Source organism: Massilia niastensis DSM 21313, assembly GCF_000382345.1.
Taxonomy (GTDB): domain Bacteria; phylum Pseudomonadota; class Gammaproteobacteria; order Burkholderiales; family Burkholderiaceae_D; genus Telluria; species Telluria niastensis.
This window is the reverse complement of sequence record NZ_KB908099.1, coordinates 20,831-43,400: the sequence shown is the minus strand read 5'-3', so window position 1 is coordinate 43,400 and position 22,570 is coordinate 20,831. Positions and strand designations below refer to the sequence as shown.

At 63.3% G+C, this 22,570-nt stretch carries 20 protein-coding genes; 13 read left to right on the top strand and 7 right to left on the bottom strand.

The annotated features are described in order from the left end of the window. Positions 1 to 526: 526 nt before the first annotated feature. Entirely contained in the window at positions 527 to 2,356 is a 1,830-nt protein-coding gene (glmS, locus tag H162_RS0115280; protein ID WP_020654349.1) for a glutamine--fructose-6-phosphate transaminase (isomerizing), read from the bottom strand. Positions 2,357 to 2,518: 162 nt separating this feature from the next. Between glmS and H162_RS0115275 the strand changes: the two genes are divergently transcribed. Further along, a complete protein-coding gene (locus tag H162_RS0115275; RefSeq protein ID WP_020654348.1) occupies positions 2,519 to 2,989 on the top strand; it encodes an Lrp/AsnC family transcriptional regulator in 471 nt (156 codons plus the stop codon). A 144-nt stretch (positions 2,990 to 3,133) separates the two neighbouring features. On the opposite strand, the gene glmU is transcribed toward H162_RS0115275, so the two are convergent. Beyond that, entirely contained in the window at positions 3,134 to 4,510 is a 1,377-nt protein-coding gene (gene glmU / locus H162_RS0115270) for a bifunctional UDP-N-acetylglucosamine diphosphorylase/glucosamine-1-phosphate N-acetyltransferase GlmU (RefSeq protein ID WP_020654347.1), read from the bottom strand. A 73-nt stretch (positions 4,511 to 4,583) separates the two neighbouring features. Here glmU and H162_RS0115265 point away from each other — a divergent pair, with 73 nt between their 5' ends. The 5 genes from H162_RS0115265 (at position 4,584) to H162_RS30995 (ending at position 7,727) form a co-directional block, all read left to right on the top strand. Further along, positions 4,584 to 5,429 carry a DUF6279 family lipoprotein gene (locus tag H162_RS0115265; protein WP_229452092.1) on the top strand — a complete coding sequence of 282 codons (846 nt, stop codon included), beginning with the start codon at positions 4,584 to 4,586 and terminating at the stop codon, positions 5,427 to 5,429. A gap of 85 nt (positions 5,430 to 5,514) precedes the next feature. Next, the gene (gene rsmD / locus H162_RS0115260; RefSeq protein ID WP_020654345.1) at positions 5,515 to 6,114 is read left to right on the top strand and encodes a 16S rRNA (guanine(966)-N(2))-methyltransferase RsmD; all 600 of its coding nucleotides are present in this window, start codon (positions 5,515 to 5,517) and stop codon (positions 6,112 to 6,114) included. A 107-nt stretch (positions 6,115 to 6,221) separates the two neighbouring features. Next, positions 6,222 to 6,722 carry a pantetheine-phosphate adenylyltransferase gene (gene coaD / locus H162_RS0115255; RefSeq protein ID WP_026354674.1) on the top strand — a complete coding sequence of 167 codons (501 nt, stop codon included), beginning with the start codon at positions 6,222 to 6,224 and terminating at the stop codon, positions 6,720 to 6,722. A 12-nt stretch (positions 6,723 to 6,734) separates the two neighbouring features. Continuing rightward, a complete protein-coding gene (locus H162_RS0115250; RefSeq protein ID WP_020654343.1) occupies positions 6,735 to 6,998 on the top strand; it encodes a YfhL family 4Fe-4S dicluster ferredoxin in 264 nt (87 codons plus the stop codon). A gap of 219 nt (positions 6,999 to 7,217) precedes the next feature. Next, positions 7,218 to 7,727, top strand: a complete 510-nt coding sequence (locus H162_RS30995) for a DUF1003 domain-containing protein (RefSeq protein WP_020654342.1) — start codon at positions 7,218 to 7,220, stop codon at positions 7,725 to 7,727. Between the two features lie 605 nt (positions 7,728 to 8,332). Here the strand turns inward: H162_RS30995 and H162_RS0115240 are convergent. Then, positions 8,333 to 8,611 (bottom strand): hypothetical protein, encoded by a 279-nt coding sequence (locus H162_RS0115240; RefSeq protein WP_020654341.1) that lies wholly within the window; start codon positions 8,609 to 8,611, stop codon positions 8,333 to 8,335. A 138-nt stretch (positions 8,612 to 8,749) separates the two neighbouring features. On the opposite strand from H162_RS0115240, the gene H162_RS0115235 reads away from it, so the two are divergent. Further along, positions 8,750 to 9,706, top strand: a complete 957-nt coding sequence (locus H162_RS0115235; RefSeq protein WP_020654340.1) for a LysR family transcriptional regulator — start codon at positions 8,750 to 8,752, stop codon at positions 9,704 to 9,706. A 54-nt stretch (positions 9,707 to 9,760) separates the two neighbouring features. Here the strand turns inward: H162_RS0115235 and H162_RS0115230 are convergent, their stop codons facing one another. Beyond that, entirely contained in the window at positions 9,761 to 10,216 is a 456-nt protein-coding gene (locus H162_RS0115230) for an Lrp/AsnC ligand binding domain-containing protein (RefSeq protein ID WP_005664065.1), read from the bottom strand. Positions 10,217 to 10,609: 393 nt separating this feature from the next. Here H162_RS0115230 and putA point away from each other — a divergent pair, with 393 nt between their 5' ends. Both putA and ald read left to right on the top strand, forming a co-directional pair. Continuing rightward, positions 10,610 to 14,266, top strand: a complete 3,657-nt coding sequence (gene putA, locus H162_RS0115225) for a trifunctional transcriptional regulator/proline dehydrogenase/L-glutamate gamma-semialdehyde dehydrogenase (protein ID WP_020654339.1) — start codon at positions 10,610 to 10,612, stop codon at positions 14,264 to 14,266. A gap of 92 nt (positions 14,267 to 14,358) precedes the next feature. Then, positions 14,359 to 15,474: an alanine dehydrogenase gene (gene ald, locus H162_RS0115220; protein ID WP_020654338.1), complete on the top strand. Its 1,116-nt coding sequence runs from the start codon at positions 14,359 to 14,361 to the stop codon at positions 15,472 to 15,474. Here the strand turns inward: ald and H162_RS30990 are convergent. The 3 genes from H162_RS30990 to H162_RS34050 all read right to left on the bottom strand — a co-directional run bounded on the left by H162_RS30990 (position 15,444) and on the right by H162_RS34050 (position 17,203). Beyond that, positions 15,444 to 16,238 carry a 5'-methylthioadenosine/adenosylhomocysteine nucleosidase gene (locus tag H162_RS30990; protein ID WP_040787533.1) on the bottom strand — a complete coding sequence of 265 codons (795 nt, stop codon included), beginning with the start codon at positions 16,236 to 16,238 and terminating at the stop codon, positions 15,444 to 15,446. The genes ald and H162_RS30990 overlap by 31 nt on opposite strands. Before the next feature lie 22 nt (positions 16,239 to 16,260). Beyond that, positions 16,261 to 16,704: an aminoglycoside 6'-N-acetyltransferase gene (gene aac(6'), locus H162_RS0115210; protein WP_026354673.1), complete on the bottom strand. Its 444-nt coding sequence runs from the start codon at positions 16,702 to 16,704 to the stop codon at positions 16,261 to 16,263. Between the two features lie 325 nt (positions 16,705 to 17,029). After that, positions 17,030 to 17,203 carry a hypothetical protein gene (locus H162_RS34050; protein WP_156885632.1) on the bottom strand — a complete coding sequence of 58 codons (174 nt, stop codon included), beginning with the start codon at positions 17,201 to 17,203 and terminating at the stop codon, positions 17,030 to 17,032. An 867-nt stretch (positions 17,204 to 18,070) separates the two neighbouring features. Here H162_RS34050 and H162_RS0115205 point away from each other — a divergent pair. From H162_RS0115205 to H162_RS0115190, 4 genes are all read left to right on the top strand, one after another. Then, positions 18,071 to 19,696 carry a GMC family oxidoreductase gene (locus H162_RS0115205; protein WP_020654335.1) on the top strand — a complete coding sequence of 542 codons (1,626 nt, stop codon included), beginning with the start codon at positions 18,071 to 18,073 and terminating at the stop codon, positions 19,694 to 19,696. A gap of 155 nt (positions 19,697 to 19,851) precedes the next feature. Continuing rightward, positions 19,852 to 20,625: an ABC transporter ATP-binding protein gene (locus H162_RS0115200; protein ID WP_020654334.1), complete on the top strand. Its 774-nt coding sequence runs from the start codon at positions 19,852 to 19,854 to the stop codon at positions 20,623 to 20,625. Beyond that, positions 20,622 to 21,332 carry an ABC transporter ATP-binding protein gene (locus H162_RS0115195; protein ID WP_020654333.1) on the top strand — a complete coding sequence of 237 codons (711 nt, stop codon included), beginning with the start codon at positions 20,622 to 20,624 and terminating at the stop codon, positions 21,330 to 21,332. The genes H162_RS0115200 and H162_RS0115195 overlap by 4 nt, the downstream gene beginning before the upstream one ends. A 19-nt stretch (positions 21,333 to 21,351) precedes the next feature. Next, entirely contained in the window at positions 21,352 to 22,554 is a 1,203-nt protein-coding gene (locus tag H162_RS0115190) for an ABC transporter substrate-binding protein (RefSeq protein WP_020654332.1), read from the top strand. Positions 22,555 to 22,570 lie beyond the last annotated feature (16 nt).

Here is a 22,570-nt window from a genome sequence, read left to right as displayed (position 1 = left end):
CAGGCAGAAATCTGGTTAAGAAACTCAAGGACACCATGCGGAACCTTCCCTGCACCGGCAGGCGCATGGACGGGTAGCGATGGGAACGTAGGGCAGGGTTCCGTCTTCGTCGATACGAAAGCACGTGAACCCGGCAGCACGACGCAAAGCGAGGGCAATGCCGCAGATCGGCCTGGCGATCCATCCCGGACCGGACGACGGCAATACGAGCGGTGATATGGCCGGCCTTTGGTGGCCAGGAAGGCGGGGCAATATCTTTGGTGTCCATTGAGCGGGACGATGCCCACAAGGGCGCGGGTAGTATATCCCAAATGTATTGCTTTTGTACCCTGTTCCGAATTTTTCGTCTTTTATGTGTTGTATTGACGAATAAAATTATTTAAAAAGGCAAGTTTTACACGACAACATGCCTTTGGATATTCGGTTTGTTTATATCGGTAATAAGCATATCTGGTATTTCCAAAACAAACAGCCGTGACGGGCGCGTCATGGCGCCCGTCACGGCTGTCATGGAACCGCTATCGGATTACTCGACCGTCACCGATTTCGCCAGGTTGCGCGGCTTGTCCACATCGGTGCCGCGCGCCAGCGCGGTGTGATACGCCAGCAATTGCAGCGCAGCGACGTGCAGGATCGGCGACAGCTGGCCGTAGTGCTCCGGCAGGCGGATCACGTGCACGCCGTCACCCGAGGTGATGCGCGAATCGACGTCGGCGAACACGTACAGCTGGCCGCCGCGGGCGCGCACTTCCTGCATGTTCGACTTCAGCTTTTCGAGCAGCGCATCGTTGGGGGCGATCGTCACTACCGGCATCTCTTCGGTCACCAGCGCCAGCGGACCATGCTTCAGTTCGCCCGCCGGATAGGCTTCGGCGTGGATGTAGGAGATTTCCTTGAGCTTCAGTGCGCCTTCCAGGGCGATCGGATAGTGCAGGCCGCGGCCCAGGAACAGGGCGTTTTCCTTGCGTGCGAATTCCTCGGCCCAGGCGATGATCTGCGGCTCCAGCGCCAGCACCGAGGACAGCGCGACCGGCAGGTGGCGCATCATCTTCAGGTGCTGCGCTTCCTCGGCATCGGTCAGGCGGCCGTTGACTTGCGCCAGGGTCAGGGTCAGCAGGAACAGCGCGGCCAGCTGGGTCGTGAACGCCTTGGTCGAGGCCACGCCCACTTCCACGCCGGCGCGGGTGATGTAGGCCAGCTTGCATTCGCGCACCATGGCGCTGGTCGACACGTTGCAGATGGTCAGCGTGTGTTCCATGCCCAGGTTGCGTGCGTGCTTGAGCGCGGCCAGGGTATCGGCCGTCTCGCCGCTCTGCGAGATCGTCACCACCAGCGTGTCCGGATGCGGCACGCTCTCGCGGTAGCGGTATTCGCTCGCGATTTCGACGTTCACCGGCACCCTGGCGATCGATTCGATCCAGTACTTCGCGGTCAGGCCGGCGTAGTAGCTGGTGCCGCAGGCCAGGATCAGCACGCGGTCGATCTTCTTGAACACCTGGTAGGCGCCGTCGCCGAACAGTTCCGGCATGACGCCTGTGACGCCCTCGAGCGTGTCGCCGATGACGCGCGGCTGCTCGAAGATCTCCTTCTGCATGTAGTGGCGGTACGGGCCCAGCTCGGCCGCGCCGGTGTGGGCGTGCACGGTCTTGACTTCGCGCTCGACCGAACGGCCGTCGACGTCGACGATCCAGTAGCGGGCCAGCTGCAGGTCCACCACGTCGCCTTCTTCCAGGTAGATGATCTGGTCGGTGGTGCCGGCCAGCGCCATCGCGTCCGAGGCGACGAAGTTCTCGTTGTCGCCGACGCCGACGATCAGCGGCGAGCCCTGGCGCGCGGCGATCACGCGGTGCGGCTCTTCGCGGCAGAACACGGCGATCGCGTAGGCGCCCTGCAGGCGCTTGACGGCCTGCTGCACGGTCTCGAACAGGTCGCCGTTGTACATGTGGTCGACCAGGTGGGCGATCACCTCGGTGTCGGTCTGGCTCTGGAATTTGTAGCCGAGGTCGGTCAGTTCGCGGCGCAGTTCGTCGTGGTTTTCGATGATGCCGTTGTGGACAAGTGCGATGCGCGCGTTTTCCTCGTTGGGCGAGAAGTGCGGGTGGGCGTTGTGCGAGGCCGGGGCGCCATGGGTGGCCCAGCGGGTGTGGGCGATGCCGGTGAAGCCGGCGAGGTGGGCTTCGCGCACCTGCGATTCGAGGTCGGCCACGCGCGAAGTGCTGCGCGAACGGGTGAGACGGCCATCGAAGTGCACGGCAACACCGCACGAGTCATAGCCCCGGTATTCCAGACGCTTGAGGCCTTCGATCAGGACAGGAGTGATGTTGCGCTGGGCAACCGCGCCGACGATACCGCACATGGCTTTACCTCGTTGAGAAGATTGTTAAGGAAACCTATCGTAGAGCAAGCACAATGAAATAAGCTTTCAGAATCCTGTATATTTTGTTAGATTATTTCACAGACTCAAAAAGATGAAATTTTGCTTCACTAACGAGGAATTATTTTCTGAATATTTCATACCATGAATGAACTCTATCCCCTCGACGAACTCGATCGTCGCATCCTGAATACGTTGCAGGCTGATGCATCGCAGACGAATGCCGAACTGGCGGCGCTGGTGCACGTGTCGCCGCCGACCTGCCTTCGCCGCGTCAAGCAGCTGACCGACGGCGGCGTCATCGAGCGCCAGGTAGCGATCGTGGCGCCGGACAAGGTGGGCGCGCGGCTGACCGCCATCGTCGAGATCACCCTCGACGTGCAGGCCGCCGAGCGCATGGACCAGTTCGAGAAGCTGGCGGCGGCGGAAACGGCCGTGCTGCAGTGCTACCGCGTCACGCCCGGGCCGGATTTCGTGCTGATCGTGCAGGTGGCCGACATGCCGGCCTATCACGCGCTGGCGCACCGCCTGTTCACCTCGCATGCGAATGTGCGCAATGTGAAGGCGTATTTCTCTACGCACCGCAGCAAGTTCGATACGCGGATTGCGCTGTGAAAGCTGGCGCCACCCCGAAAACCAGACCCTTCTTCCACGCCGCATCCTGTGGATAACATTGTGGAAGACCCTTTGGAAGACCATGGGACAAGCCTGTGATTACCCTGTGTTTTTCCTGTTATCAGCCTGTCGATAGCCGGTGGATTACTTCTTCACCTTCACCGGACGCTTCCATCCTTCGATGCTCAGCTGCTTGGGGCGCGAGATGGTCAGCTTGCCGGCCGGCGCGTCCTTGGTCAGGGTGGTGCCCGCGCCCAGGGTCGCGCCCTTGCCCACGGTAACCGGCGCCACCAGCTGGCTGTCGCTGCCGATGAAGGCGTCGTCCTCGATCACGGTGCGGAACTTGTTCGCGCCGTCGTAATTGCAGGTAATCGTGCCGGCGCCGATGTTCACGCGCGATCCGACGGTCGCATCGCCGACATAGGCCAGGTGGTTGGCCTTCGAGTGCGCGGCCACCTGGCTGTTCTTGATCTCGACAAAGTTACCCACATGGACGTCTTCGCCCAGCTCGGTGCCCGGACGCAGGCGCGCATACGGACCGATCTGCGATTTATCGCCCACCACGGCATCCTCGAGATGGCAGAACGGCTTGATCTGCGCCCCCGCGCCGATCCTGACATCGACCAGCACGCAGTGCGGGCCGACCTTCACGCCGTCGGCCAGCTCGACCCGGCCTTCGAACACGCAGCCGACGTCGATCACGACATCGCGGCCGCAAACCAGTTCCCCACGCACGTCGATGCGGGCCGGGTCCATCAGGGTCACGCCTTGTTCCAGCAGGGCAGTGGCGATGTTCAGCTGGTGGCGGCGCTCCAGCTCGGCCAGCTGGACCTTGCTGTTGACGCCCGCCACTTCCCACTCGGCCGCCGGCTGGGCCGACACCACAGGCACGCCCTCGGCCACCGCCTTGGCGACGATGTCGGTGAGGTAGTACTCGCCCTGGGCATTGTTGTTCGACAGCGATTCGAGCCATGCCTTCAGGCGGCGGGTCGGGATCACCATGATGCCGCTGTTGATCTCGCGGATCGCGCGCTCGGCTTCGCTGGCGTCCTTTTCCTCGACGATGCGCACGATCTGGCCGTTTTCGCGGACGATGCGGCCCAGGCCGAAGGGGTTGGCCTGCTCGACGGTGAGGATCGCCAGCTTGTCGCTGCCGGCGGCCTCGACCAGGCGGCGCAGCGAAGCGGCCGTGGTCAGCGGCACGTCGCCGTACAGCACCAGGGTCGGCGCGCTTTCATCGATTTGCGGAACCGCCTGCATCACGGCGTGGCCGGTGCCCAGCTGCGGCTCCTGCAGGGCGGTGTCGATCGCGATGCCAGTGGATTCTGCCAGCCTGGACACCATCTCCGGCACCGCTGCGCCTCCATGGCCGTAAATCACGCATAATTTGCTCGGCTTCAGGCTGCTTGCCGTATCGATGACATGCTGCAACAGCGGCTTCCCAGCCAGTGGGTGCAGGACTTTCGGCAGTGCGGATTGCATGCGCTTTCCCATGCCGGCGGCGAGGATCACAACGTTCATAAGCCGTTCTCAAAAAGTTGAAAATATGAAAAATTTTAGCACGCCAGACTTGTTGTTCAGGCGCACGCTTGCCTTGCTCGCGATCACACTGCTGGCACTGGTAGCGGGCTGCAGCACCATCCGTTTTACGTACAACCAGGGCGATACCTTACTGTATTGGTGGCTGGATTCCTATGCCGATCTCGAAGGCAGGCAGGCCGACATCACCAAGCGCGACATCGACAACCTGTTCAAATGGCACCGCCAGTCCGAGTTGCGCGACTACGCTGCGCTGCTGGGCAATTTCCAGCGTGGGCTTGCCGGGAATCCGACCCAGGCCGACATGGTCAATGCCTACCGCGAGATCCGCGTGCGCGCCGAGCGCCTCGCCACCCACGCCGTGCCCGAGATCACCACGATGGCGCTGTCGCTCACGCCCGAACAGATCGGCCACATCGAACGCAAGTTCAACACCAAGAACGAGGAATACCGCCGCAAGTTCATGACCGGAGACACGGAAAAGCGCCAGCGTGCCCGCTTCAAGAAATCGATGGACCAGTTCGAGCTCTGGTTCGGCAACTTCAGCAAGGACCAGGAAGCCGCCTTGCGGCGCGCCTCGGACGCGCGCCCGCTGGATAACCAGTTCTTGCTTGAAGAGCGGATCTACCGCCAACGCCGCATCCTGGCCCTGCTGCGCGACATCCAGCAAAAGCGCCCGAACCGCGACCAGGCCGCGGCCCAGATCCAGGCGATGCTGCGCGAGTTCTTCACCCGCACCGAGTCGCCCGAGCGCAAGGCCGTCTACGACGTCTACATCGACCAGACCATCAAGTACATATTGACGGCGATCCGCATCGCCACGCCGGCGCAGAAGAGCCACGCGCACCAGCGCATGCAGGGCTGGATCGGCGATTTGCAGGCGCTGGCGGCCAACCGGTAGGCGGGCAGGGGGCGCCAGCCCCCATGCTATAGTGCCGCCCATGCAAAGAAAGCCAGCCAAACCCCAGCCACACGGCGCGCCACGCATGGCGACGCACCAGGTCCGCATCATCGGCGGAACATGGAAACGCACCCTGCTGCCGGTCGTCGACGCCCTCGGCCTGCGCCCGACGCCCGACCGCGTGCGCGAAACCGTCTTCAACTGGATCAACCACCAGCTCGGCAGCGACTGGAACGGGGCGACCTGCCTCGACCTGTACGCCGGCTCCGGCGCCCTCGGCTTCGAAGCGGCCAGCCGCGGCGCCGCTTCGGTGACGATGATCGACAACCATGGCCCGGCGGTACGCCAGCTGGAAGCCAACCGCGACAAGCTCAAGGCCGCCAACATCACCATCCTGCGCGCCGATGCGATCGCCGCGGCGCGCGACCTGGCGGCGCGCGGCCAGCGCTTCGACGTGATCTTCCTCGATCCGCCCTACCAGCAGGACCTGCTGGCCAAGACCCTGCCGCTGTGCCCGGCCCTGCTGAAAGAAGGCGGCATGGTGTACGCGGAAGCCGAGACCCCGCTGCCGCTTGGCGAAGGCGAAGAAATGCCGGAATGGCTGGCCGGCTGGGACGCGGTGAGGGCGGATAAGGCCGGCATGGTCTATTACCATCTGCTCAAGTTGCACGAAAACAAAGCCTGAGCTGTAAAACTGCACAAAGATTGGGCAATAAGCGCCCCGGCCTGGGGCGATTGCCGGATTTTCAGGCATAATGCGCGTTCCAACAGGGTGATTTTCAGGGAGCCGCAATGGTTGTAGCCGTTTATCCAGGTACGTTCGATCCGCTTACTCGCGGCCATGAGGATTTGGTGCGTCGCGCATCGGGCCTGTTCGACCGACTGGTGGTGGGTGTAGCCGACAGCAGGAACAAGCGTCCGTTCTTCAGCGTCGAAGAGCGGCTCGAGATCGCCAAGGAAGTGCTGGGCCATTATCCGAACGTGCAGGTCGAAAGCTTCTCGGGCCTGCTCAAGGATTTCGTGCGCCAGCATGACGCCCGTGTCATCGTGCGCGGCCTGCGCGCCGTGTCCGACTTCGAATACGAGTTCCAGATGGCGGGCATGAACCGCTACCTGCTGCCCGATGTCGAAACCATGTTCCTGACCCCGTCCGACCAGTACCAGTTCATCTCGGGCACCATCGTGCGCGAGATCGCCGTGCTGGGCGGCGACGTGTCGAAATTCGTGTTCCCCTCGGTCGACCGCTGGCTGCAAAAGAAGATCGCCAGCATGGCTGCCGCACCGAAAGCCTAAACGAGCCGCAAGATGTCCCTACTGATTACCGACGACTGCATCAACTGCGACGTCTGCGAACCCGAATGCCCGAACGAAGCCATTTCGATGGGCGACGAGTATTACCAGATCGATCCGAACAAGTGCACCGAGTGTGTCGGCCACTTCGACGAACCGCAGTGCCAGCAGGTCTGCCCCGTCGCCTGCATCCCGCTCGATCCCGCGCGGCGTGAAACCCGCGAACAACTGCTGGTCAAGTACGAACGCCTGACCGCCGCCAAGGCCTCCGCGGCCTGATTCCTCCGGGCGGCCCCACCTGCCGCCTTTCTTTCTTCCCGCATTTCCTCCGCTCGCGCTCCCAGCCTGGGAGCGCCGTCCCGCCACGCCTGTGCGCGCTTTGACGGGTCAGCTCAGCACGCACGGTAGGATCCATTTCCTCGATGGATAAATACTGCGTGCTATGCTTTTTTCATGGCTCCCTTGAACGAAGAACTATCCCGCAGGATTCCGTCTTCCGTGCATGAAAACCTCGGCACGATCGCGGAGTTCTACGAACGCAACGAAGAGCACCTGCACCCGGCGCAAGCGTTTTTCGAAAGGCTGAGCCTCATCCTTGGCAGTCCGGCCTATGTCGGCACCAATCTGTTGTTCGTGGTTGCCTGGATCCTGTGGAACGTCCTCGCGCCAGGCTACGGGTTCAAGCAGATCGACGAGCCGCCTTTCCCCTGGCTGCAGGGCCTGGTCACCCTGAACGCCTTCATCATCTCCACCACCGTGCTGATCCGCCAGAACCGCATGGCGAAACTGGCCAACCAGCACACCCACCTCGACCTGCAGGTCAACCTCCTGGCGGAAGAGAAGAGCAGCAAGATCATCGAAATGCTCGAAGAACTGCGCCGCGACCTTCCCAATGTCCGCAACAAGCCCGACCGCGAAGCCGAGGAGCTCGCTCAACCGACCGACACCCGGGCCGTCCTTTCCGTCATCGAGCAGGAAGCCGAAGGCCTGAACTGCGGGAAGAAATAATTCCCTGCTGACGCCGGCCCTCGAGGCCCTTGCGGGGCGCGCTGTCGCCCCCTGGATGCGCTCGCCCCGTGTTTTTACCAAAAGTATTGGCAAGCACGATAAAGAACGTGAAGTTCGTGTAATCACCCTGCATTGCGCATGAAACTCACATCAATATGCATTCAACATAGCGTCATCCTGTATTTTCAACGACACCTTTCATGACACATGCGTTATCGGCGCATCTTCTTCCAATTGATATCGATGATGGCGTCTTTTTATCTTATTCATACGCTAATGTGAAAATAGTGGGAACACGATTCATCGCGCCATTTTTAACTCTTCGTGAACTTTGTGAAATCAACAGAGCGAGAAAACTCCCGTGACGAAGAGTCACTTCTGGATCAGACCTGATTGGTCGTGCCCTCCTGGGGAAAAGGCCACGCTGACGAAAACCGGACTAGTTTGCGAGCGACGGGCGGGCCTGGAGGCGCACGAGCACCGGAAGGGCGGGAGAGGAGGGAGGCGGAAGGGCTAGACAGGGGCGTCCGGCCCGGAAGCTGGACGAAAAAAAACGCGGCGTCCGTACTGGAGGCCGCGTCAAACGGAAAAGGAAAGCTGGGCTGTCAGTGGCGGCAAGCCATGGCGCGCACCTCGGCGGCGTCGACGGCATCGAGGTCCTTGCGCTGCAGCGCCAGCGCATCGCGCAGGGCCTGGCGGGCAGCCAGTTCGGCCCTGGTACGGCGCGGGCGCACGGTCAGGAACAGGGCGCGGCCGATGCCGACCAGCAGCGGACGGAAAAACATGGCGGTACCACCCAGCAGTGCGGCATACACAGTGGACCTGAATAGCTGGCCGAAAGGCAGTGCGGCGGCGGTCTGGAGAAGCGTGATGGAGGCAGACATGATGCGTGTGGTAATGTTATCGTTGGAAACTATAGTGCAACGCAACATATAAATCTAATTCTGTTCGCTGATGGCACTTATACTGTTTGTGAATGATTTGAGGTACACTGTACCCACAACAGTTTTTCCTGACTTCCCATGAGCTTTCTGACGCTTGACCTGAATCTGCTGCGTGTCTTCGACGCGGTCATGACCGAGCAAAACCTGACGCGCGCCGCCGGCCACCTGGCGATGACCCAACCCGCGGTATCGAATGCCATCAAGCGCTTGCGGGAAAGTCTCGGCGACGAATTGCTGATCCGCACCGCCTATGGGGTCAAGCCGACCCCGCGTGCGGAAGCGCTGTGGCCGGCAGTGCGGCAGGCGCTGGCCGCGCTGGAAGCGGCGGTGATGCCGGAAACCTTCGATGTCTCGAAAGCCCAGGCGACCTTCCGGATGGCGATGGCCGACGCGACCGCCGCCCTGTGGCTGCCCTCGCTGATGCGCTCGATCGAGAGCGAGGCGCCGGGAGTGAACATCCGCATGGTGCCGCTGACCACGCGCGAACCGCGTCCGATGCTGCTGCGCGGCGATATCGACCTGGCGGTCGGCTTCTTCCCGGGCGTGGCGGCCCAGCTGTCGTATGAAACGGGTTCGCCGATCCGCCACGAGCGCCTGTATTCGGGTGTCTATGTGTGCGTGATGCGCAAGGACCACCCGCTGGCCAAGGACAAGCTCGATCTCGACACCTATTGCAAGGCGAACCACCTCTTGGTGAGCTTCTCGGGCCGCGCCCACGGCCTGGTCGACGAGGCGCTGGCCCAGATCGGCCGCGAACGCCGCATCCTGCTGACGGTGAACCAGTTCTTTACCGCAGGCCGGGTGGTGGCGAACTCCGACCTGATCACGGTCCTGCCGAAACACCTGCTGGCCTCGACCGGCATGGCGGACGTGCTGATCTGGCGCGAACTGCCCTTCCAGCTGCCGGCCGTGCACCTGGACATGCTCTGGCACGAGCGCGACGGACGCAGCCCGGCGCACCGCTGGCTGCGCAAGAACCTGGAAAGCATGTCGGAAACCGCGTCGCCGAAGACTGGCGCGCGCAAGATAGCCTGATCGGGCAGCGCCCCGCGGCCTGCCGCAGGGCGTCCATGAAGAAGACCGGTCCGCTCAGCGGATCGGCAGCTTGGTCGTGTTCTTGACCTCTTCCATCACGGCATAGGTGTGCGTTTCGCGCACGCCTTTTTGCAGCAGGGTCTTGCCGAGGAATTCGCGGTACGCCGCCATGTCCTTGACGCGCGCCTTGACCAGGTAATCGAAGCCGCCGGCCACCATATGGCATTCCAGCACCTCCGGGATCATCTGGACGCTCTGTTTGAATGCATCGAACACCTCGGGAGTGGTACGATCCAATACCACTTCGATGAAGACCAGCAGCGAGACGTCCAGCAGCTGGGGATTGAGCTGGGCCGTGTAACCCATGATGTAGCCCGATTCATGCAGCTTGCGCACCCGCTCCAGGCAGGCGGCCGGCGACAGGTTCACGCGCGCGGCCAGCTCGACGTTGCTGATACGTCCGTCGTTCTGCAGTTCCGCAAGAATTTTCTTACTGATCTTGTCCAACATCTGGCGCCTCTTGTGTTGTAAATATTATTCGGCCAGATTGTCGCACCAAAAACTATCTTTTGCTAGTCTGTCGTAAAAACAGAATTAAAAAGGTTCACGCAGGGGGCCGGCGCGCCCTTGCTGCCGGGTCCGTCCTGCTGCGCTCCTGCAAGAATTTTCATACCGATATTTCCCAAGATGCGGCCCTTGTTGTGCCGTAAATGTTATTCGGCAAGATCGCAGAATCAAGAACTATCTTTTGCCAGTCTGGCTTAAAAACAGAATTAATCCAGTAGATTTACTTCTACAATCGAATCATTTCATCGTGCCAAAAAATGCGCCGGCCGCCACAAGCGGTACGGCGCTATTGCCGCATCCGATGCCCTGTTTCCTTTCTTTTTCTGAAGACTAGCCATGCAGATTGCCGCCTCCCCGGCCTCCACCTTTGTCCCCTTCGATGCGCTCCAGGCTGAAGTCAAGCGCGAGCAGTCGCCGCTGCGCGCGGCCATCACCGCCGCCTACCGCCGCGATGAAAGCGAAGCCGTACAGTGGCTGCTGGCACAGGGCGCCAGCGCCAATGGCGACGCCTACATGCTGGCGCACCGCCTGGTATCGAGCGTGCGCGAAAAGCGTACCCGCGCCTCCGGCGTGGACGCGCTGATGCACGAATTCTCGCTCTCGTCCGAAGAAGGCGTGGCGCTGATGTGCCTGGCCGAAGCGCTGCTGCGCATTCCCGACAGCGAAACCGCCGACCGCCTGATCGCCGACAAGATCAGCAAGGGCGACTGGCGCAAGCACCTGGGCGAATCGCCGTCGCTGTTCGTGAACGCCGCCACCTGGGGCCTGCTGGTCACCGGCAAGCTGGTCTCCACCAGCAGCGAAAAGGGACTCGGCTCGGCGCTCACGCGCCTGATCGCGAAGGGCGGCGAACCGCTGATCCGCAAGGGCGTGGACCTGGCGATGCGCATGCTGGGCAACCAGTTCGTCACCGGCCAGACCATCGCCGAAGCGCTGAAGAACAGCCGCGAGAACGAAACCCGCGGCTACCGCTACTCGTACGACATGCTGGGCGAAGCCGCGCTGACCGAAGCCGATGCGAAGGCCTATTACGCCTCCTACGAAACCGCGATCCACGCGATCGGCAAGGCCTCGAACGGCCGCGGCATCAAGGACGGCCCGGGCATCTCGATCAAGCTGTCGGCCCTGCACCCGCGCTACAGCCGCGCGCAATACGCCCGCGTGATGGGCGAACTGCTGCCGCGCGTGCGCAGCCTGGTCCTGCTGGCCAAGCAGTACGACATCGGCATCAACATCGACGCCGAGGAAGCCGACCGCCTCGAGATCTCGCTCGACATGCTCGAAGCACTCGCCTTCGATCCGGAGCTGGCCGGCTTCGAAGGCATCGGCCTGGTGGTGCAGGCCTACCAGAAGCGCTGCCCGTTCGTGATCGACTTCGTGGTCGACCTGGCCAAGAGGAGCGGCCGCAAGTTCATGGTGCGCCTGGTGAAGGGCGCCTACTGGGACGCCGAGATCAAGCGCGCCCAGGTCGAGGGCATGCCGGGCTATCCGGTCTACACGCGCAAGGTCCATACCGACGTGTCGTATCTCACCTGCGCGCGCAAGCTGCTGGCCGCGTCCGAGGTGATCTACCCGCAGTTCGCGACCCACAACGCGCACACCCTGTCGGTGATCTACACCTGGGCCAAGGCCGGGAACATCAGCAACTACGAATTCCAGTGCCTGCACGGCATGGGCGAAACCCTGTACGACCAGGTCGTCGGCCCGCGCAAGCTGGACAAGGCCTGCCGCATCTATGCGCCGGTCGGTTCGCATGAAACCCTGCTCGCCTACCTGGTGCGCCGCCTGCTGGAAAACGGCGCCAACTCCTCGTTCGTGAACCAGATCGTCGACGAGAGCGTGGCCATCGACACCCTGCTGGCCGATCCGTTCGAGGCGGCGCGCGCCAGCGGCGGCAAGCCGCACCCGGCGATCGCGCTGCCGCTCGACATGTTCGGCGCCGAGCGCAGGAATTCCGCCGGCCTGGACCTGGTCAACGAAAACATCCTGCGCCAGGTCGCCGCCGGCCTGGCCGCCCAGCGCCGGCACGCCGCCGGGCCGCTGATCGCCGGCCCGGTGGAGGGCAGCGACACGGCCATGGTCGTCAACCCGGCCCAGTCGGCCGACATCGTCGGCCAGGTGCGCGAAGCCTCGCGCACCGACGTCGAGACCGCGCTGGCCGCCGCCGCCGCCTTCGCCGGCGAATGGGAAGCCACGCCTGCCGGCGCACGCGCCGCGATCCTGGAACGCAGCGCCGACCTGTTCGAGCAGAACGGCACCGAGCTGATGGCGCTGGCCGTGCGCGAAGCCGGCAAATCGCTGCCGAACGCGATCGCCGAACTGCGCGAAGCGGTCGACTTCCTGCGCTACTACGCGGCGCAGCTGCGCGCATCCCCAAGCGCCGGTTCCCTGGGCCCGGTGACCTGCATCAGCCCGTGGAACTTCCCGCTGGCGATCTTCACCGGCCAGGTCGCAGCAAGCCTTGCCGCCGGCAACGTGGTGCTGGCCAAGCCGGCCGAGCAGACCCCGCTGATCGCGCACCGCGCGGTGGAACTGTTCCATGAAGCGGGTGCGCCGCGCGCCGCGCTGCAGCTGCTGCCGGGCTGCGGCGAAGTGGTCGGCGCCGCGCTGACCGCCGACAGCCGCGTCAGGGGCGTGATCTTCACCGGTTCCACCGAAGTGGCGCAGCTGATCAACCGCACCCTGGCCGCACGTGCCGAAAAAGAAGGCATCGATATCCCGCTGGTGGCCGAAACCGGCGGCCAGAACGCGCTGATCGTCGATTCCTCGGCGCTGCCGGAGCAGGTGGTGCAGGACGTCGTGAGCTCGGCCTTCGACAGCGCCGGCCAGCGCTGCTCGGCGCTGCGCGTGCTGTTCCTGCAGGACGACATCGCCGACAAGACCATCAGGATGCTCAAGGGTGCGATGCAGGAACTGGTCGTGGGCAGCCCGGACCGCCTCGCGACCGACATCGGCCCGGTGATCGACCTCGAGGCCCAGCGCAACCTGCTGGCCCATATCGAACGCATGAAGGCGACCGCGCGCAGCCACTTCGCGCTCGACCTGCCGCCATCCGTCACCAGCTACGGCACCTTCGTGCCGCCGACCGTGCTCGAAATCGCCTCGCTGGCGGAGCTCAAGCAGGAGGTGTTCGGCCCGGTCCTGCACATCGTGCGCTACCGCCGCGCCGAGCTGCCGCAGGTGATCGATGCGATCAACGCCACCGGCTACGGCCTGACCCTGGGCGTCCACTCGCGTATCGACGAGACCATCGACTTCATCGTCCAGCGTGCGCATGTCGGCAACATCTACGTCAACCGCAACATCGTGGGTGCGGTCGTGGGCGTGCAGCCGTTCGGCGGCGAAGGCAAGTCCGGCACCGGCCCGAAGGCCGGCGGCCCGCTCTACCTGAAGCGCCTGCAGCGCGCCGCCGGCGCCTCGCTGCACCAGCACCAGCACCAGCGCCCGGCGGACGCCGGCCTGGAAGCGCTGCTCGGCTGGCTGCGCACCAACGGCCACCAGCCGCTCGTCGCGCTGGCCGAAGGCTATGCGAGGAGCAGCCTGACCGGCGTGGAGATCGCCCTGCCGGGACCGACGGGCGAACGCAACACCCTGTCGTTCACGCCGCGCGGCGCCGTGCTGTGCGCACCGAAGAGCGCCGCCGGCCTGCTGAACCAGCTGGCCGCCGCGCTGGCGACCGGTAACCGCGCGCTGGTGCTGGCCAGCGCGCCGGAACTGATTCCGGCCAGCCTGCCGGTGCTGGTGAAGGAGCGCGTGCGCTTCGTCGGCCAGGACGAGCTGGATGCGAACGAGTTCCAGATCGCGATGGTGGAGAGCGGCCTGGCCGGTTCGCTGCGCGCCAAGCTGGCTGCGCGCCAGGGCGCCATCGTCGGCATCGTCGACACCGGCGCCGTGGAAGCGATCGGGCTGTGGCGCCTGGTGGCCGAGCGCGCGGTCTGCGTCAACACCACCGCGGCTGGCGGCAACGCAAGCCTGATGACCCTGGGCCTGTAACAATCGACCGTAGTAAGCTGGTCACACCGTAATCGACGCATCACCGAGGAGTAGGAGTAGCAGTAGACGTAGTCAATACAAAGGAGACAGACATGCTGGTTGGCGTTCCGAAGGAAATCAAGAACCACGAGTACCGCGTCGGGCTCACGCCCGCGTCGGTGCGCGAACTGGTGGCCCGTGGTCACCAGGTCATCGTGCAGCAGGATGCGGGGGCCGAGATCGGCCTGCTCGACGAGCAGTACGTGGCGGCCGGCGCCGCGATCGTCGGGACGGCTAGGGAAATCTTCGCGCGTGCGGAAATGATCGTGAAGGTCAAGGAGCCGCAGCCGGCGGAATGCGCGATGCTGCGCCCGGGGCAGGTGCTGTACACCTACCTGCACCTGGCGCCGGATCCGGAGCAGACCGCGGCGCTCGTGAAATCGGGGGCGGTCTGCATCGCCTACGAAACCATCACCGGCCAGGGTGGCGGCCTGCCGCTGCTGGCGCCGATGAGCGAGGTCGCCGGCCGCATGGCGATCCAGGCCGGCGCCAGCCACCTGGAGAAATCCAAGGGCGGCATGGGCCTGCTGCTGGGCGGCGTGCCGGGCGTGGCGCCTGGACACGTCGTCGTCATCGGCGCCGGCGTGGTCGGCACCAATGCGCTGCAGATGGCGGTCGGCGCCGGGGCGCGCGTCACGGTGCTGGACAAGAACGTCGACCGGCTGCGCCAGCTCGACCTGGTGTTCGGCAACCGCATCTCCACCCTGTATTCGAACGCGCTCGCGCTCGAGAAAGCGGTGCTGTCGGCCGACCTGGTGGTCGGCGGCGTGCTGGTGCCGGGCGCCGCGGCGCCGAAACTGGTCACCCGCGACATGGTCTCGCACATGAAGAAGGGCGCGGTGATCGTGGACGTGGCGATCGACCAGGGCGGCTGCTTCGAAACCTCGCATCCCACCACCCACGCCGATCCGACCTTCGTGGTCGACAACGTGATCCACTACTGCGTGGCCAACATGCCGGGCGCGGTGGCGCGCACCTCCACCTTCGCCCTGAATAACGCCACCATCGGCCACGCCGTGGCGCTGGCCGGCAAGGGCTGGAAACAGGCGATGGCGGACGACCCGCACCTGCGCCAGGGCCTGAACGTCTGCGAAGGCAAGATCACCTACGCCGCCGTGGCCCAGGCCCTCGGCTACGACTACGTGCCGGCCGAATCGCTGCTGAACTGAAGCGGCGCGTCTTTCAGGTCGCGGCACATGCGCCGGGTGATGTGAAAGGCATATTGCGCGGCCACCGATTTCACGAAACGCATGAAATCGGGGGCCGCGTTTTCATTGGCGTTGTCGGAAATCGTGCGCAGCACGGCGAAGGGCACGCCCAGTTCGAAGCACACCTGCGCCACCGCGGCGCCTTCCATCTCCACCGCCACCAGGCCCGGCAGGGCATCGTTCATGGCGTTCAGCCGCTCGCGGTCGTTGACGAACTGGTCGCCGCTGGCCACCAGGCCGCGGTGCACGCGCGGCTGCTCGAGGCGGAATTCGCGCCTTTCCGTTTCGCTGATCGCTTCCAGCAGGTCCAGTTCGAGGAAGTCATGGGCGGCCCCGGACAGGCGCACCGCCATCTGCTGGTCGGGCTGGAAGTGCGTCAGCCCCGTCAGCGGCACCTCGAAGCGCGGGAACAGGGGACTGGCGTCCATGTCGTGCTGGACGAAGGATTCCGCGACCACGATATCCCCGACACGCACCGATTTATCCCCGGCGCCAGCCACGCCCGTGAACAGGATGTGGGTAACTCCGAACTTTTCCACAAGCGTGGTGGCCGTCATGGCGGCGGCAACCTTGCCAATCCGCGATAAAACGCACACAGCGTCGATTTCCCACAGGTGTCCGGCAAAGTACTCGCGCTTGCCATGGATGAGCCTGGAGGGCCCTCTCATGGCTTCCACGAGCCCTGCCTGTTCTTCTTGCAAAGCGCTGATGATCCCTAATCGCATTTTTTTTAATGTGTTTTTGCTGTCAAAGTAGTTTGCGGAAGTACACCACGCGCTCCGTTTCCGTGAATCCGAGCGCTCTGTGCAGCGCATGGCTCGCCGTATTCTCGAGCACGGCATCGGAAGCCAGTTCGCTGCAGCCGTGTTCGCGCGCCCATTCCTGGGCCTTCTCGACCAGCAGCGCGGCAATGCCTTGCCGGCGAAACGCTGGCGCGACGTACAGGCCTTCCAGGAACGCGACGGGAGAACTGGCGGTGCCGTTCACGTAATCGCTGCGCAGGGCGATCTCAACGAATCCCTGGGGTGCATTATCGGCAGAGCAGGCGAGGAACTGTGCATAACGCTCGGGTTGTGCACAGAAGGCGCGCATTTCAGCCAGGTGTTCTTCCTCTTCTTCGGGCCATAAAGCGGTGCGCAGCGCCAGCCAGCCAGGCTGTCCAGGACTTGTACAGCGCGTGATGGTGGTCATGGAAGTGGCTGTCGACGTGGTTCATTGGCTGGAAGAGTAACAGAAGCGGCCCTGGTGGCGTTCGTTTTCTGCTGTCCCGGTTTTTGCTGTTCAGGTAGTTAGTAAACTAAGGATGTATACAAAACTGGTAGTGATAGTAAACGCGTCTTCATCTGTGGATAAACCGGGTTTACTCCACAGTATCAACCGTTTACGGCATTTCTGAAGTGCTGGACAAACCTTGTTTTCAGCGAGAACGGATCTTGGACAAGATTTCTGGCTGCTCAGTAAACGCCGGTTCTGCACATCTGCTCCTGTGGATATTCAGTGGCTTTTCCACAGCCGCTTAAAAAAAATCTTCTGAAAAACCGCTTCCAGGGTGTCCGGGCTGAGCATCGACCGTCCGTTCGCCAAGCCAGGTCGTCAGCACCGGACGCGAACTGGCGATCCGCGAGCGCTTGGCCATCGCGCTGTGCGTCGGGGTAGGGGTTTGATCTGCCGGTTTTTTCAGCAGATGCATACAGAACCAGTTCGCTGAGCTGCCGTTTTTTTTGAAAACTCTTCAGGAAAGCTTCCACCAGGCCTGGCGCTGGCGGATACGCGTGCGTTTTTGTTCTGTTGTTGTATCTAAAGATTTATATATACATTGGTAGTAGTAGTAAACGGCAGCTTCTTTGTGGATAACAAGGATTTTTTCCACAGCATCAGTGGTTTACGGTCGCGTTAACCAGCTGGACAAAGCTTGTTTTTGTCTTGCAGGAAAACTGGATAGAAATCCGGTGGTCGGGGTAAACCACCAGTTCCGCACATTCGATCCTGTGGATATTCATTGGGTTGTCCACAGACGGGAAGGGCGCGCAGGCCTCCTGGCGGCCTGGAAGGCCTGGCACAGCGTTCGGCAAACCCGATCGGTCGACACGGCGAAGCGCGTTGGCGATGTGCCAAGTTGCAACGCGACATCAAAAAAAATTTTTTTTCGCGGCCCCGTTCGGTTTACAACCAGATCTATATACAACGTTGATAGTAGTGGTTAACGGTAGCCCTTTTCTGTGGACAACCCGGTTAACGGGTGAAGAATCAGTCGTTTACGTGACGGATAAGACGGTGCGCTAGTCATCGAAGTTCCTGAGGGAAAACCTGAACAAGATTTTTGCCTGTGCAAAAAAGCCGAGTTTTGCACAATCGATACCTGTGGATATCAAGTTGGTTATCCACAGATGGGCTCTGGACTTCCGTTTACGATCTGGTAAGCTCCATTCATCGAACTACGGACGGAGGGGTATTGGATCTCGACGCGCTGCCGTGTCTGCTCGCTGAATGCATGCCGAAGCCCGGCGGTATGCGCTCGCCGGCCGGCCATCTTTCCGTCGACTCGGTACGCTAGCCCATGGAATCGGCCGGCGAGTACGACTACATCATCATCGGGGCCGGCACTTCCGGCTGCGTCCTGGCGAACCGCCTGACACGGAACAAGGATGTGGACGTGCTCCTGATCGAAGCGGGAGGCCGCGATGACTACGTCTGGATCCATATCCCCGTCGGCTACCTGCACTGCATCGGCAATCCGCGCACCGACTGGCTGTTCAAGACCGAAGCGGAAGCCGGACTGGGCGGGCGTTCGCTGATCTACCCGCGGGGCAAGGTGCTCGGCGGCAGCTCGTCGATCAACGGCATGATCTACATGCGCGGCCAGGCGGCCGACTACGACCGCTGGGCCGAGGTGGCGGGCGATCCATCCTGGCGCTGGGACCAGGTGCTGCCGCTGTTCAAGCGCAGCGAAGATTACTACGGCGGCGCCAGCGAGGTGCATGGCGTCGGCGGCGAATGGCGGGTCGAGCGGCAACGCCTGTCGTGGCAGATCCTGGATGCCTTCCGCGACGCGGCGCAGGAGGTCGGCATTCCCAAGATCGGCGACCTGAATGCCGGCGGCGGCGCGGGCTCCGCCTATTTCGAGGTCAACCAGCGGCGCGGCATCCGCCTGAATACGGCGCGGGCTTTCCTGAAACCGGCCGCGCAGCGCCCGAACCTGACCATCATGACGGGCTGCCATGTCGAGCGCCTGCTGGTCGAGGACGGGCCGCAGGGCAAAGTCTGCCGCGGCGTGCAGTTCAGCGGCGGCGGCCGCGCCTACACCGCGACCGCGCACCGCGAAACCCTGCTGGCGGCTGGCGCCATCGGCTCGCCGCAGATCCTCCAGCTGTCCGGCATCGGCGCGGCGGCGAATCTGCACGGGCAGGGAATCGCTCCTGTGGCCGAGCTGCCGGGCGTGGGCGAAAACCTGCAGGACCACCTGCAGCTGCGCATGATCTTCCGGATCAGCGGGGCGCCAACCTTGAACATGCGCACCGCGAACTGGTTCGGCAAGCTGCGCATCGGCCTCGAATATGCGCTGTTCCAGAGCGGCCCGATGTCGATGGCGCCGTCGCAGCTGGGCGTGTTCGCCCGCTCCGGACGGGGCATGACGGAGGCGCCCGACCTGCAATTCCACGTGCAGCCGCTCTCGCTCGACAAGTTCGGCGAGCCGCTGCACCGTTTTCCCGCCTTCACGGCGAGCGTGTGCAACCTGCAGCCGACCTCGCGCGGCCATGTGCGCATCGCGTCGAACGACAGCCATGCGGCGCCGAAGATCACGCCGAATTACCTGAGCACCGAGGCCGACCGCAAGACCGCCGCCGCCGCCCTGGGCCTGACGCGGCGCATCGTGGCGGCGCCGGCACTGGCGCGCTACCGGCCGGAAGAATACCTGCCCGGCCCGGCCTACCAGACCGAGGAAGAACTGGCCCAGGCCGCCGGCCTGATCGGCACCACGATCTTCCATCCGGTCGGCACCTGCCGCATGGGGCGCGCCGACGATCCGCAGGCCGTGGTCGACAGCCGCCTGCGCGTGCGCGGCATCGCTAATTTGCGCGTGGTGGACGCCTCGATCATGCCGTTCATTACTTCGGGGAATACGAATTCGCCGACCATCATGATCGCGGAAAAGGCCGCCGAAGACCTGCTGAAGGGCGGCTGAATCCGCAAGGCTGTGCAAAAGTGCACAGCCGGCGTGCGCGCAGGAAGAGGGGACGGAGCGCCGCACCGTAGAGCTGCTTGTTGTGATGCGCCATCTTAGTATGTACTATTTGTCAAAAGCTGTTGTCTGGTGCAGGCCCACGTTTTGGAGAACGAATGGCGGATCTCATCCTGGAGACAAGGAATCTGACCAAGGAATTCAAGGGATTCACAGCAGTCAATAACGTCAACCTCAAGGTCGAGCGCGGCCATATCCATGCGCTGATCGGTCCCAACGGGGCCGGCAAGACCACCTGCTTCAACCTGCTCACCAAGTTCCTGACGCCTACTTCCGGGCAGATTTTTTTCAACGGCAAGGACATCACGGGGGCCAGGCCGGCCCAGATCGCCCGCATGGGCGTGATCCGTTCGTTCCAGATTTCCGCCGTCTTTCCCCACATGAGCGTGCTCGAGAACGTGCGCATCGGCCTGCAGCGCCAGCTCGGCACCAGCTTCCATTTCTGGCAGAGCAGCGCTTCGCTGGAGCGGCTGGACGAACGCGCGCTCCAGTTGCTGGCCGAAGTCGGCCTCGAGGGCTTCGCAACCACCATGACGGCCGACCTGCCGTACGGGCGCAAGCGTGCGCTCGAGATCGCCACCACCCTGGCGATGGAGCCGGAACTGATGCTGCTCGACGAACCGACCCAGGGCATGGGCCACGAGGACGTGCACCGGGTCACCGAGCTGATCAAGAAAGTGTCGGCGGGGCGCACCATCCTGATGGTCGAGCACAACATGAACGTCGTGTCCGGCATCTGCGACCGCATCTCGGTGCTCCAGCGCGGCGCGCTGCTGGCCGAAGGCAGCTATGCCGAGGTGTCGCGCAATCCGCAGGTGATGGAAGCCTACATGGGCACCAGCGCGACCGAACTGCAGGGAGCGCAGGGATGACGGCCGCGCTGGAGATCCGCGGCCTGCACGCCTGGTATGGCGAATCGCACATCCTGCACGGCATCGACCTGACCGTGCAGCCGGGCGAAGTCGTCACCCTGCTGGGGCGCAACGGCGCCGGCCGCACCACCACCCTGCGCGCCATCATGGGCCTGACCGGGCGCCGCAGCGGCTCGGTGCGGGTCGACGGCGTGGAAGCCATCACGCTGCCGACGCACCGCATCGCCCACCTCGGGATCGGCTATTGCCCGGAAGAGCGGGGCATCTTTGCCTCGCTGTCGGCCGAGGAAAACCTGATGCTGCCGCCCACCTTGAAAGGGAATGGCGGCGCCGGCATGACGGTCGACGAGATCTACGCGATGTTCCCCAACCTGTACGAGCGCCGCCATAGCCAGGGCACGCGCCTGTCGGGCGGCGAGCAGCAGATGCTGGCGGTGGCGCGCATCCTGCGCACCGGCGCGCGCCTGCTGCTGCTGGACGAGATTTCCGAAGGGCTGGCGCCGGTCATCGTGCAAACCCTGGCGCGCATGATCACCACCCTCAAGGCGAAGGGCTACACGATCGTCATGGTGGAACAGAATTTCAGATTTGCCGCCCCGCTGGCGGACCGTTTTTACGTGGTGGAGCACGGCCAGGTCGTCGAGACGATCGCGGCGGCCGAGCTGGATGCCAGGATGCCGGTGCTGACCGAACTCCTGGGAGTGTAATTAACAGAACGGAGACAACATGAAACGACCTGCCATTGCCCTGGCACTTGCCGCCAGCGCCGGTTTCACCATGCCGGCCCAGGCCCAGATTTCGGACGACGTGATCAAGATCGGCTTCCTGACCGACCTGTCCGGCGTCTATTCGGACATCGACGGCAACGGCGGCGCGGAAGCGATCCGCATGGCCATCGCCGACATGGGCAGCGCCATCAACGGCAAGAAGATCCAGCTGATCGTCGCGGACCACCAGAACAAGCCCGACATCGCCGCCTCGAAGGCGCGCGAATGGTTCGACCGGGAGAAAGTCGACCTCTTGATTGGGGGCACGAATTCCGGCGCCAGCCTGGCCATGGCCAAGGTGGCGGCCGAAAAGAAAAAGGTATTCATCGCGATCGGTTCCGGCACCGCCCAGCTGACCAACGAGCAGTGCACGCCCTACACCGTGCACTACGCCTACGACACCGTGGCGCTGGCGCGCGGCACCGGCTCGGCGATGCTGAAGCAGGGCGGCAAGTCCTGGTATTTCCTGACCGCCGACTATGCCTTCGGCCAGTCGCTGGAAAAGGACACCGCCGACGTGGTCAAGGCGAATGGCGGCACGGTGCTCGGCAGCGTCAAGCATCCGCTCTCGGCCTCCGATTTCTCGTCCTTCCTGCTGCAGGCGTCTTCCTCCAAGGCCCAGGTGCTGGGCCTGGCGAACGCCGGCGGCGACACCATCAACACGGTCAAGGCGGCCAACGAATTCGGCCTGACCAAGAAGATGAAGCTGGCCGGCCTGCTGGTGTTCATCAACGACGTGCACACCCTGGGCCTGAACACCACCCAGGGCATGTACCTCACCGACGGCTGGTACTGGGACATGAACCCGGACACCCGCGCCTGGTCGAAGCGCTACTTTGCCAAGATGAAGAAGCAGCCCTCGATGCTGCAGGCGGGCGACTACTCGGCCGCGATGCAGTTCCTGAACGCCGTCAAGGCGACCGGGACCGACAACGCCGACAAGGTCATGGCCCACCTGAAGAAGACCCCGGTCAACGACATGTTCACCAAGAACGGCGTGATCCGGCCCGACGGCCGCATGGTGCACGACATGTACCTGATGCAGGTGAAGAAGCCGGCGGAATCGAAGTATCCCTGGGATTACTACAAGGTCGTCGCCACCATCCCGGGCGACCAGGCCTATACCACCAAGGCCGAGACCAAGTGCAGCCTGTGGAAGTAAGCAGGCTTTCCTGAAG

Excerpts from the sequence above, each read along its gene's own strand:
- glmS (WP_020654349.1), bottom strand. The coding sequence starts at position 2,356 with ATGTGCGGTATCGTCGGCGCGGTTGCCCAGCGCAACATCACTCCTGTC.
- H162_RS0115275 (WP_020654348.1), top strand. The coding sequence starts at position 2,519 with ATGAATGAACTCTATCCCCTCGACGAACTCGATCGTCGCATCCTGAAT.
- glmU (WP_020654347.1), bottom strand. The coding sequence starts at position 4,510 with ATGAACGTTGTGATCCTCGCCGCCGGCATGGGAAAGCGCATGCAATCC.
- rsmD (WP_020654345.1), top strand. The coding sequence starts at position 5,515 with ATGGCGACGCACCAGGTCCGCATCATCGGCGGAACATGGAAACGCACC.
- coaD (WP_026354674.1), top strand. The coding sequence starts at position 6,222 with ATGGTTGTAGCCGTTTATCCAGGTACGTTCGATCCGCTTACTCGCGGC.
- H162_RS0115250 (WP_020654343.1), top strand. The coding sequence starts at position 6,735 with ATGTCCCTACTGATTACCGACGACTGCATCAACTGCGACGTCTGCGAA.
- H162_RS0115240 (WP_020654341.1), bottom strand. The coding sequence starts at position 8,611 with ATGTCTGCCTCCATCACGCTTCTCCAGACCGCCGCCGCACTGCCTTTC.
- H162_RS0115235 (WP_020654340.1), top strand. The coding sequence starts at position 8,750 with ATGAGCTTTCTGACGCTTGACCTGAATCTGCTGCGTGTCTTCGACGCG.
- H162_RS0115230 (WP_005664065.1), bottom strand. The coding sequence starts at position 10,216 with ATGTTGGACAAGATCAGTAAGAAAATTCTTGCGGAACTGCAGAACGAC.
- putA (WP_020654339.1), top strand. The coding sequence starts at position 10,610 with ATGCAGATTGCCGCCTCCCCGGCCTCCACCTTTGTCCCCTTCGATGCG.
- ald (WP_020654338.1), top strand. The coding sequence starts at position 14,359 with ATGCTGGTTGGCGTTCCGAAGGAAATCAAGAACCACGAGTACCGCGTC.
- H162_RS30990 (WP_040787533.1), bottom strand. The coding sequence starts at position 16,238 with ATGCGATTAGGGATCATCAGCGCTTTGCAAGAAGAACAGGCAGGGCTC.
- H162_RS34050 (WP_156885632.1), bottom strand. The coding sequence starts at position 17,203 with ATGCATCTGCTGAAAAAACCGGCAGATCAAACCCCTACCCCGACGCAC.
- H162_RS0115205 (WP_020654335.1), top strand. The coding sequence starts at position 18,071 with ATGGAATCGGCCGGCGAGTACGACTACATCATCATCGGGGCCGGCACT.
- H162_RS0115200 (WP_020654334.1), top strand. The coding sequence starts at position 19,852 with ATGGCGGATCTCATCCTGGAGACAAGGAATCTGACCAAGGAATTCAAG.
- H162_RS0115195 (WP_020654333.1), top strand. The coding sequence starts at position 20,622 with ATGACGGCCGCGCTGGAGATCCGCGGCCTGCACGCCTGGTATGGCGAA.
- H162_RS0115190 (WP_020654332.1), top strand. The coding sequence starts at position 21,352 with ATGAAACGACCTGCCATTGCCCTGGCACTTGCCGCCAGCGCCGGTTTC.